This window comes from Burkholderia sp. E168m22, from assembly GCF_001319805.1.
Taxonomy (GTDB): Bacteria; Pseudomonadota; Gammaproteobacteria; order Burkholderiales; family Burkholderiaceae; genus Burkholderia; species Burkholderia orbicola.
Genome location: NZ_BBSK01000086.1, coordinates 118,667 through 129,175, shown reverse-complemented (window position 1 = coordinate 129,175; position 10,509 = coordinate 118,667). Strand labels below are relative to the sequence as shown.

Sequence of the window (10,509 nt, the reverse complement as noted above, 5' to 3'; positions counted from 1 at the left end):
GCACCCGCGCGTTCCTGTCGCGGGTGCTGTGATGCGCGCCGCTTCCCACCTGCGAGGTACCGCACGATGACCGATCGACGCCAGTTCATCACGGCCGCGCTGGTCGCGGCATCGGGCCTGCCGTGGCACGCGGCACGCGCGGCGGCCGCCACCGCCGACCTCGACCCGCGTCAGGCCGGCCGCCTGCGCGCGAGCCCCGACGACGCGGCCATCCGCGCGGCCAGCGGCTACCACTGGGTGCGCGACGGCGCATTCACGGTCGCGATCTCGCCGCACGCGCCGCCCGTGTCGACCTATGCGACCGACGCGCGCACCGTGGTCGGCGCCGATCCCGACTATGCGCAACTGGTCGCGGACGCGCTCGGCCGCACGCTCGTGCTGCTGCCGATCGCGTGGGCCGACTGGCCGCTCGGGCTGACGTCCGGCAAGTACGACGCGGTGATCTCGAACGTCGGCGTGACCGAGAAGCGCAAGGAGAAATACGATTTCACGACCTACCGGCTCGGGCTGCACGGCTTCTACGTGCGCACCGCCAGCCCGATCGTGAAGATCGCGGAGCCGAAGGACATCGCGGGCCTGCGGATCATCACCGGCGCCGGCACGAGCCAGGAGCGCATCCTGCTCGAATGGAGCAAGCGCAACGTCGCGCAAGGGCTGAAGCCGGCCGAACTGCTCTATTTCGACGACGATGCGACGGCGCGCGTCGCGCTGCTGTCGGGCCGCGCGGATGCGGAGCTGAACCCGAACGCGTCGCTCGCGTACGAGGCCGCGCGCAGCGGCAAGATCCGCCGCGTCGGCGTCGTCAATGCAGGCTGGCCGGCGAATGCGGACGTCGCGATCGCGACGCGCCGCGGCAGCGGACTCGCGCCGGCGCTGACCCTCGCGACCAATGCGCTGATCGGCAACGGCCGCTATGGGCAGGCGCTGGCACGCTGGGGTTTGCAGAGCGAGGCGATCGCGCGGGCGGAGACCAATCCGCCGGGGTTGCCGTCGTTCTGAGCGTGTCGCTCAAGACAATCGCGCCGGCATGTCGTGGCGGACGCGCCGGCGCGATCCGATCGATCGGTCGTTCGTCTACGCCGGCACCGCCGCCTGATAGCGGTCGAGTTCCGCAATATGCGCGTGAATCGCCGGGATCAAGTCGCGCCCGTAGGCCAGTGCATCGTCGAGCGGATCGAAACCGCGAATCAGGAACGTCGATACGCCGAGCCGGTAATACGCGCCCAGCGCTCGCGCGACCTGCTCGGGCGTGCCCACCAGCGCGGTCGAATTCCAGCGCGCGCCGGTCAGGTTCGCAACCCCCATCCACAGCCGCTCGTCGAGCACATCGCCCTGCGCGGCGGCGGCCATCAGGCGCTGCGAGCCCGCATTCTGCGGCGCATGACCGGCGATCGGCTGGCCGTTCGCGAGCCGCGCCGCCCGCACGCGCTCGCGGATCGCCTCGGCCTTCTCCCACGCGGCCGCCTCGGTATCGGCGACGATCGGCCGGAACGACACGCTGATGCGCGGCGCGCGCCCGAACGGCGTGGCGGCGGCCCGTACGCGCGCGATCTGCTCGCGCACCGCGTCGAGCGGCTCGCCCCACGTCATGTAGACATCCGCATGCTCGCCCGCAACGGCAAGCGCGGCCGGCGACGAGCCGCCGAAATAGATCGGCACGTGCGGTCGCTGCGCGCCCTTCACGAGCGGCGATGCGCCGCGCAGCCGGTAGAACGCGCCGTCGTGATCGACCGGCGCATCGGCCAGCCAGATCCGTTTCAGCACGTCGAGATATTCGCCGGTGCGGCGGTAGCGCGCATCGTGCGGCACGAAATCGCCGTCACGCTGCAAGTCGGTGTCGTCGCCGCCGGACACCACGTTCAGCGCGAGCCTGCCGCCGCTGAACACGTCGAGCGTCGCGATCTGCCGCGCGGCGGCCGACGGCACGATCACGCCCGGCCGGTGCGCGAGCAGCAGGCGGATGCGTTCGGTCGCGGCGGCCGCGAACGACGCGACGATGAAGCCGTCCGCCGCGTTGCTGAAATGGCCGATCAGGATCTGGTCGAAGCCGGCGGCCTCGTGCGCCTGCGCGAAGCGGCGCACGTAGTCGGGCTGGACGGCCGCGCCGCCCGGCACGTCGACCTCTGCGCCGGGCGTCGCGGTGATCATGCCGATGATGTCGACTGGCATGTCGGGATGTCCTCGGGTATGTCGATCGGGAATCGCGGGAATCGTGTAGCGGGCCGCACGGTCACTGCGCGGCGGCGGTCTTCTGCGCAGGCGCCGCGAACGCGCCCGCATACGAGCGGTCGAGCAGCTTCGACGTGTCGTACGCGGCCGGAATCACGCCGGACTTGTGCAGGAAGTCGGCCGTATTCTGTGCATCCTTCGCGGCCGTCTCGTCGACCGGGCCGACGCGCTGCCGGGCATTGTTGAGCCAGCGATACGCGACGTCGGGTTCGAGATTCGCGCGTTTCGCCCACAGGTCCGCGTACTCGCGCGGATGGCTGTCGACCCACTGGCGCGCGACCACCACACGCCGCAGGAAATCGGTGATCTCGGCGCGCTTGCCCGCTGCGGCCTGCTCGTTCGCGGCGACGAAGCTCAGCGCCGGCATCAGCCCCTGCGCGGTCGTCACGGGCCGCGCGCCCTGCCGCAATGCGAGCGTGCTGACGAACGGCTCCCACAGCGACACCGCGTCGACCGAGCCGTTCGCGAGCGCGTTGGTCGCGTCGATCGGCATCAGGTACGCGTACTTCACCGAATCGGCGCGCAGCCCCGCGTGTTCGAGCGCACGCAGCACGAGCTGCTGGCTCCACGCGCCGCGCCATACCGCGATGGTCTTGCCCTGCAGGTCGGCCACGGTGCGCACCGGCGAGTTCTTCGGCACGAGGATCGCGACGCCGTCGAGGCTCTGCCGCGACACCGCGACGACCTTGACCGGCGCGCCGCGCGCGGCCAGCGTGAGCAGCGCGGAATCGCCGAGGAAGCCGAGGTCGATCGCGTTGCCGTTCAGGCTTTCGGCCACCGGCGCGGCGGCCTGGAAGTGCTTCCACTCGATCGTGTAAGGCAGGTCCTTCAGCGCGCCGGACGCCTCCATCGACGCCTGGATGTTGAAGTAGTTCTGTTCACCGACACGCAGCGTGACGGTGTCTTTGGCGATGCCCGGCTGCGCGGCGAGCGCCAGCAAGAGCGCCGTGACGATTCGGCTCAGCAACATGATCTCCCGGAAGGTTTGTCCGCCGTGCGAAACCGCCGGCGCAACGGATGGAACCGGTGAAGATACGTCGATCCACTTCATGACACAAACGCAATATTCTTCTATACAAAGATGCAAATATTTTATGACTCGCTCGCGTGCGTGCACTGCTCGTCGTCTGCCGACGCCTCTCGAAGTTCGAAGGGTTCCTCGACAGATATTTCGTGCACGAAATAAATTACGAACTATATTTCGCATACGAAATAACTGCCCGAGCGAGGACGCCCATGAGCTCCGAACCCATCGAATTTTCCGCCGCCGACGGCTACGTGCTGCACGGCACGCTGTGGTCGCCGGACGCGGCGCCGCGCGCGCTGATCCTGATCCATCCGGCGACGGCCGTGCCCGAGCGGCTGTATGCGGGCTTCGCGCGCTTCCTGACCGAACGCGGTTTCGCGGCGTTGACCTACAACTATCGCGGCATCGGCGCCTCGCGGCCGGCGCGTTTGGGCGCGCTGCAGGCCCGCATGCGCGACTGGATGGAGCTCGACGTGGGCGCCGCGACCGCGTGGGCCCGGCACGCGTATGAAGGGCTGCCGTTGCTGGCCGTCGGCCACAGCGTCGGCGGTCACGCGATCGGGCTGTCCGGCGCGACGACGCATCTGCGCGCGGCCGTGCTGGTCGCCGCGCATGCGGGCAGCACGCGGCTGATCGCGCAGGCGGCCGAACGCCTGAAGGTGCGGCTGATCCTGCGCGTGCTCGGCCCGCTGACGTCCGCGTTGCTCGGCTACGTGCCCGGCAAGCGACTCGGGCTCGGCGAGGATCTGCCGGCCGGCGTGTTCCGCGAATGGAGCCGCTGGACGACGCTGCCTCACTACTTCTTTGACGATCCGACGCTCGGCGCGGCCGAACGCTTCTCGAAGCAGCAGTTGCCGATCCTCGCGCTCGGCTTCGACGACGATCCGTGGGCGAACCCGGCCGCGATCGGCCTGCTGGTAAGCTATCTGACCCGCGCGAAGGTCGAACGCCGCCAGATCGATCCGCGCGCGGCGGGCAGCGGCCCGGTCGGGCACATGGGCTTCTTTCGGAGCCGGCCCGGCACCGTGCTGTGGCCCGACGTCGCCGACTGGCTCGCGCAGGCGCTCGACACGCCGCGCACCGCGGGCCGTCCCTCCCTTTCCATTGCAGCCGGGAACCCAGCTTGAGCGAAGACCGACGACTGTTTTTCATGTTGAACATCGGCCAGCGACGCGTGCAGCGCTGGATCGACCGCAAGGCCGAAACCGAAACGCGCGCGAGCGCCGCGCAGGCCGGCGTGCTGTTCTGTCTCGCGAAGCAGGACGGCGCGCTGATCGGCGAAGTCGGCGCCGCATTGCAACTGGCGCCGTCCGCGATGACGGGGCTCGCCGACCGAATGGCGAAGGCTGGCCTCATCACGCGTCATGCCGATTCGGACGACGGCCGCGCGACGCGGTTGTACCTGACCGACGCAGGCCACGCGGCACTCAAGCGTGCGCGCGTGCTGCTGCGCGAACTCAACGGCAAGCTGTGCGACGGGTTTTCCGACGCCGAACTCGACGTCGTCTCGCGCTGGCTGCACACGTTGCAGGAGCGCTTTCCGGCGGAGCGCTGAGCAGCGCATCACGCGCTCACGGTCGGCGCGTGCCGACATCAATCGCAAGCGATTGCGATTCGCGTTTTCGATTCGATTTTCATGCCGCCCAACGGCAAATCTTGCATGCCGGACGCCTGCTTCCGGCAACGCTTTCCGGCTACGTCCTGTTACAAAAAACCGCCTGTTGCGCGGCATTCGAATCGCCTACATTGCAATCCACTTCGACACATTCGTCGCATGCCCGGACTGGCGTTCCCGTCGGGTCGACATCGCAGACACACCCGACAAGCATTGAAAACGAAGAGGAGTCTTAACCGAAGCGCTGGCGGCATCCAGCGCACGCGGATCGCGATGACTGAAGCGGCATGCTGAACGGCACGTCACGACGTGCGCGGCACGATTCGCCGCGCCCCGGCTCGCGTCGTCTCGTCGTGCCCCGCCATCGCATCCGCCCCTCACCGAGGAGTCGTCCATGCGACGCATGATCGTGTCCCATCCGCTTGTCACCCGCCTGTCCGCCGCGATGGCGCTGGCCGCCGCTGCCGTGGCGCACGCCGAACCCGTCGTCGTGTCGGGCCCGAGCCCGTTCGCCGCGTGCACCATCGGCGGCCCGGGCACCAACTACGTGAATGCAGAAGTCGAACCGTGGCTCGCGGTCAACCCGGCGAACCCGAACAACATGATCGGCGTGTGGCAGCAGGATCGCTGGTCGAACGGCGGCGCCCACGGGCTCGTCGCCGGCTACACGTTCGATGCGGGCGCAACCTGGGCGCGCACGCCGCAGCCGTTCAGCGCGTGCGCGCCGGGCGGGCTGAAATACGAGCGCGCGTCCGATCCGTGGGTCTCCTTCGGGCCGGACGGCACCGCGTACTCGGTATCGATCTCGTTCAACCAGTCGAACAACGCCAACGCGGTCGGCGCGTCGGTCTCGACCGACGGTGGGCAAACGTGGAGCAGCCCGGCCGTGCTGATCGCGAACGACGAACCGACGACGCAGTTCTTCAACGACAAGGAATCGGTGACCGCCAACCCGGTGAAGGCCGGCACCGCCTACGCGGTATGGGACCGTCTCGAGCTGCCGAACGGCAACCCGTACGCGAACCTGCACACGAAGGCGTACCGCGGGCCGACGCTGTTCTCGAAGACGATCGACGGCGGCAAGACGTGGAGCGCCGCGAAGGTGATCGTCGACGTGCCGTCGCGCCAGCAGACGATCGGCAACCAGATCGTCGTCGATCCGAAGAGCGGCACGCTCTACGATTTCTTCGACCTGATCCAGCCGCCGTTCAGCAAGGCGGCCGGCAAGGTCGCCTTCATCAAGTCGACCGACGACGGCGCGACGTGGACCAAGCCGCAAGTCATCGCGGGACTGCAGACGGTCGGCGTCACGGACCCGAACACCGGCGAACCCGTGCGCACCGGCGACATCATTCCGGAACCCGCGATCGATCCCGCATCCGGGCAGCTCTACGTCGTGTGGCAGGACAGCCGCTTCAACGGCGGCGCGTACGACGAGATCGCGCTATCGACGTCGAAGGATGGCGGCGCGAGCTGGAGCACGCCGCAACAGGTGAATACGCCGACCGGGCGCCCCGCGTTCAATCCGTCGGTGCGCGTCGACAACACGGGCGCGGTGATGGTCACGCACTACGACTTCCGCGACCTGCAGGCCGGCAACACGACGACGCTGCCGACCGGCTTCTGGCGCAAGATCTCGCATGACGGCGGCGCCACGTTCGCCGACGAGCGACGCGTCGGCGGCCCGTTCGACATGAAGCTCGCGCCCAACGCCGAAGGGTTCTTCATCGGCGACTACCAGGGGCTCGACGTTCTCCCGTCGTCCTCGTTCCATCCGTTCTTCGTGCAGACCAACGCGGGCAACCTGACGAACCGCACCGACGTGTTCTTCGCGCCGTAACGCGCGCCTGGCCGCCTCGCCGCCGCTCCGACGCCATGCGTCGCGCGGCGGCGGGCGCAGGTCCAGCGCATCAATGCATGTCGGTCAGCACGATGCGCCCGTCGACCTTCCCTTCCCGCAGCTTCGCGAAGATGTCGTTGATGTTGCCGAGCCGGTCGCGGTGGATATGCGCGCGCACCAGGCCGTCCGCCGCGAAATCGAGCGATTCCTGCAGATCGCGCCGCGTGCCGACGATCGACCCGCGCACGGTGATGCCGTTCAGCACGGTCGAGAAGATCGGCAGCGGGAAATCGCCCGGCGGCAAACCATTGAGCGCCACCGTGCCGCCGCGCCGGACCATCCCGAGCGCCTGCGCGAACGCGCTGCGCGATACCGCCGTGACGAGCACGCCGTGCGCGCCGCCGATTTCCTTCTGGATCACTTTCGCGGGGTCGTCGATCGACGCATCGATCGTCAGATGGGCGCCCAGTTGCCGCGCCAGCGCGAGCTTGTCGGGAGAAATGTCGATGGCCGCGACGTGCAGGCCCATCGCACGCGCATACTGCACGGCCACGTGCCCGAGGCCGCCGATGCCGGAAATCGCGAGCCACTGGCCCGGGCGCGTGTCGGTGACCCGAATGCCCTTGTAGACCGTGACACCCGCGCACAGGATCGGCGCGATCTCGTCGAACGCCACCTGCGCGGGCAACTGGCCGACGTAATCGGGATCGGCCAGCACGTATTCCGCGTAGCTGCCGTTCACCGAATAACCGGTGTTCTGCTGCCCATGGCACAGCGTTTCCCAGCCCGTGCAGCAGTACTCGCAATGGCCGCAGGCCGTATAGAGCCACGGCACGCCGACGCGATCGCCCTCGCGCACGTGCGTGACGCCCGCGCCGACCGCCGCGACGATCCCCACGCCTTCGTGGCCCGGGATGAACGGCAGCGACGGCTTGACGGGCCAGTCGCCGTCGGCCGCGTGCAGATCGGTATGGCAGACACCCGACGCCTTGATGTTGACGAGAATCTGGCCGGGCCCCGGTGCGGGGATCGGGACTTCCTCGATGCGCAACGGCTCGCCGAACGCGTGTACCACGGCCGCTTTCATGGTCTGGGTCATGCGTTGCTCCTGTCTGGTCGATGAGCGACCCAGTATCCGGTTTCGGCATCGGAGCACGTTGATACGCGTCAACGCATCGGAACGGATGCAGCGGTCAACGCGGCTTCGCCACGATCGGCATCGTTCGACGCGAAAGCTCGAGCCGTCGATTACAGACCGCTCCGCCGCTCGCGCCACCCTTTCACCGTTGCGACAGAAACCCGACGAGATCCTGTCGTCCGGCTTGGATTTTGACATGATATAACATATCATTTCGCGTGCTCGTCCACCGGATGCCGTTCCAACCAGGTGGCCGCGCCTTGCCGAGCCATGTTCCAACGGGTCACTGCGCGTCAGTTACGCAACAATATATCGTATCTAACAGTGACCCGCATCGCTCGTTATCCGATCATCCGATTCCAACCGATTCACCGACCATGCGCGACCTCCCTCGCTTACCGCTTCGCCCGCTCTCGTCCCTGTCGCTGATGCTGTGCGCCGCCGTCGCCCATGCGCAGACCGATGCGCCCGCCGCGTCCGGCACGCCTGCCGCCGCACCCGCACCGCTCGCGCCGATCTTCGTGACCGCGAACCCGCTCGGCGACACCGAACTGATCGCACCGACCGTCCAGCTTTCCGGCGACGCGCTGACGCGCCGCCAGGCCGATTCGCTCGGCGAAACGCTCAACGGGCTGCCCGGCGTGTCGACCACCACCTACGGGCCGATGGTCGGCCGCCCGATCATCCGCGGGATGGACGGCGACCGGATCCGGCTGCTGCAGAACGGCGTCGCAGCGTATGACGCGTCGTCGCTGTCGTACGATCACGCGGTGCCGCAGGACCCGCTGTCGATCGAGCGCGTCGAGATCGTGCGCGGCCCGGCCGCGCTGCTGTACGGCGGCAACGCGGTGGGCGGCGTGGTCAACACGATCGACAACCGGATTCCGCGCGAAGCGATCGAAGGCATGACGGGCGCGCTCGACGCCCGCTACGGCGGCGCGAATTCCGTGCGCGCCGGCGCCGCGCAGGTCGAAGGCGGCAACGGCCGCTTCGCGTTCCACGTCGACGCGTTCGATCGCGAAACCAGCAAGCTGCGGATTCCCGGCTATGCGCGCAGCAGCCAGCAGCGCGCGATCGACGGCCCCGACGCGCCGCAACCGGAAGGCAACGTGCCGAACAGCGACGGGCGCGTGCACGGCGGTGCGGTCGGCGCGTCGTACACGTGGGCGGACGGTTTCGCGGGCCTGTCGTACAGCGGCTACGAATCGAACTACGGCTCCGTCGCGGAAAGCGACGTGCGGCTGCGGATGCGCCAGGAACGCCTCGCGTTCGCGTCCGAGGTGCGCAACCTGAGCGGGCCGTTCACGAAGCTGAAATTCGATTTCGCGTACACCGACTACCGCCACAAGGAAGTGGACAACGGCGAGACGGCGACCACCTTCCGCAATCGCGGTTACGAGGCGCGCATCGAGGCACGCCATCGCAAGATCGGGCCGTTCGAAGGCGCGATCGGCGTGCAGTTCGGCCAGAACACGTTCTCGGCGCTCGGCGACGAAATGCTCGTGCCGTCCACCCGCACCAACAGCGTCGCGCTGTTCGGCCTCGAGGAATGGCAGGTCGTCCCGGCGCTGAAGCTGAGCCTCGGCGGCCGCTTCGAGCACGTGAAGGTCGATCCCGATCCGGCGGGCGTCGAGAAATTCGCGGGCGCGCAGCCGCGCGACTTCAATGCGGGCAGCCTGTCGGCCGGTGCGCTGTTCTCGCTGACGCCGGTATGGTCGATCGCAGCGAACGTCGCCTACACCGAACGCGCGCCGACCTTCTACGAGCTGTATTCGAACGGCCCGCACGATGCGACCGGCCAGTTCCTGATCGGCAACCCGAACGCGTCGAAGGAAAAGGCCGTGTCGACCGACCTGTCGCTGCGCTATGCGAGCGGGCCGAACCGCGGCAGCGTCGGCGTGTTCTACAACCGCTTCTCGAACTATCTGACCGAGTACAACACCGGCCGCGTGGTGGACGACGACGGCGAGCCCGTCGCGCCCGGCACTGACGGCTCGCTCAACGAGGCGATCTACCGCGGCGTGCGCGCCGAGTTCTACGGCGTCGAGCTGGACGGCAAGTGGCGTGCGTTCTCGCGGCGCGGCCACACGGTCGATCTCGAACTGACGGCCGACTACACGCACGCGCGCAACGTCGACACGGGGCAGCCGCTGCCGCGCATCGCGCCGCTGCGCGCGACGCTCGCGGCCGACTACGGTTACGGCCCGTTCGGTGCGCGCGCACAGGTCACGCACGCGTGGTCGCAGCATCGCGTGCCCGACGACGACTTCTCGACGGACGGCTATACGTCGCTCGGCGTGATGCTGACGTACAAATTCCGCGTCGGCCCGACGCACTGGCTCGCCCACCTGCGCGGCGACAACCTGACGAACCAGGAGATTCGCTACTCGACGTCGGTCGTGCGCGGCTTCGCCCCGCAAGGCGGCCGAAGCCTGATGGCCGGATTGCGCACCACGTTCTGACCCTCACAGGCTCGCGGCGCCCGCCGCGGGCCGCTTTCCGGCGCGAAACCCGACGCGCCGCGTCTTTTCCGTTTGTCCATCAGACAGTCGCGTCATTCACGCCGATCGTCGTGAATACGCATATCGGCTTCCATTCCCCATTCCTCCGCAATGAAATTCCGGTATTCATCAGTAATTTAGAACGAAATCGTCAGACAA

8 protein-coding genes are annotated in these 10,509 nt (G+C 68.2%); 5 read left to right on the top strand and 3 right to left on the bottom strand.

The window, feature by feature from the left end:
* Positions 1-66 precede the first annotated feature (66 nt).
* Positions 67-999: an ABC transporter substrate-binding protein gene (locus tag AP428_RS20060; RefSeq protein ID WP_011547667.1), complete on the top strand. Its 933-nt coding sequence runs from the start codon at positions 67-69 to the stop codon at positions 997-999.
* A 75-nt stretch (positions 1,000-1,074) separates the two neighbouring features.
* On the opposite strand, the gene AP428_RS20055 is transcribed toward AP428_RS20060, so the two are convergent.
* Positions 1,075-2,169: an LLM class flavin-dependent oxidoreductase gene (locus AP428_RS20055; RefSeq protein ID WP_011547666.1), complete on the bottom strand. Its 1,095-nt coding sequence runs from the start codon at positions 2,167-2,169 to the stop codon at positions 1,075-1,077.
* Between the two features lie 61 nt (positions 2,170-2,230).
* Positions 2,231-3,199 (bottom strand): ABC transporter substrate-binding protein, encoded by a 969-nt coding sequence (locus tag AP428_RS20050; RefSeq protein WP_011694746.1) that lies wholly within the window; start codon positions 3,197-3,199, stop codon positions 2,231-2,233.
* 266 nt (positions 3,200-3,465) lie between these two features.
* Between AP428_RS20050 and AP428_RS20045 the strand changes: the two genes are divergently transcribed.
* The 3 genes from AP428_RS20045 (at position 3,466) to AP428_RS20035 (ending at position 6,711) form a co-directional block, all read left to right on the top strand.
* Complete coding sequence (locus AP428_RS20045; RefSeq protein WP_011547664.1) at positions 3,466-4,383, top strand: serine aminopeptidase domain-containing protein; 918 nt, start codon at positions 3,466-3,468, stop codon at positions 4,381-4,383.
* Complete coding sequence (locus AP428_RS20040) at positions 4,380-4,811, top strand: MarR family winged helix-turn-helix transcriptional regulator (RefSeq protein WP_011547663.1); 432 nt, start codon at positions 4,380-4,382, stop codon at positions 4,809-4,811. Before AP428_RS20045 ends, AP428_RS20040 begins: the two co-directional genes overlap by 4 nt.
* Before the next feature lie 454 nt (positions 4,812-5,265).
* On the top strand, positions 5,266-6,711 hold the full coding sequence (locus AP428_RS20035; protein WP_011547662.1) for a sialidase family protein: 1,446 nt from the start codon (positions 5,266-5,268) through the stop codon (positions 6,709-6,711).
* A 70-nt stretch (positions 6,712-6,781) separates the two neighbouring features.
* On the opposite strand, the gene adhP is transcribed toward AP428_RS20035, so the two are convergent.
* A complete protein-coding gene (gene adhP / locus AP428_RS20030; RefSeq protein WP_011547661.1) occupies positions 6,782-7,810 on the bottom strand; it encodes an alcohol dehydrogenase AdhP in 1,029 nt (342 codons plus the stop codon).
* Between the two features lie 416 nt (positions 7,811-8,226).
* On the opposite strand from adhP, the gene AP428_RS20025 reads away from it, so the two are divergent.
* Complete coding sequence (locus AP428_RS20025) at positions 8,227-10,311, top strand: TonB-dependent receptor (protein WP_171984324.1); 2,085 nt, start codon at positions 8,227-8,229, stop codon at positions 10,309-10,311.
* The last annotated feature ends 198 nt before the right edge of the window (positions 10,312-10,509 follow it).